The 391-nt window shown below is 51.4% G+C and carries 1 protein-coding gene; it reads right to left on the bottom strand.

Annotation, left to right across the window (positions count from 1 at the left end; all coding sequences use genetic code 11):
• Positions 1-317, bottom strand: a 317-nt coding sequence (locus QP324_RS11910; RefSeq protein WP_336620598.1) for a protein rep, incomplete at its 3' end; no start/stop codon positions are given.
• Positions 318-391 lie beyond the last annotated feature (74 nt).

Consider the following 391-nt stretch of genomic DNA (forward strand, 5'->3'; position numbering starts at 1 on the left):
TGAACAGGTGATAGCTCCTTTCGCTTTTCCATTCGCTTAAACGCCGCATTCATTGCTGTAAGGACTGTTCCAAGTTCACCTATCTCGCAGTTCCTGACAGTTAACGTCAGAAACAACCATCGGGAAGACGGGTAATCCACAACGATTTTCGGTAGAGCCTGATAAAAACGGGCTTGCCACATGAGGGTTCTTCTCCACTGGCAGACAGGGCAATGACGGACACGGCAAAATTGCGCACTACGAAGCCGTAGGCGCGTTTCTCCGGTTTCCATGATGGTAGACCAACCAAAACGTAACAAACCGCTACAGGAGGCCATACGGAGTGCATAGCGCTCGAATTCAGCAGCAGTCTGGTAGATACCCCCGACAGAATCGGTAAGCGTGCGCTGGG

This window comes from Corynebacterium sp. UMB0012, assembly GCF_030216265.1.
Taxonomy (GTDB): Bacteria; Actinomycetota; Actinomycetes; order Mycobacteriales; family Mycobacteriaceae; genus Corynebacterium.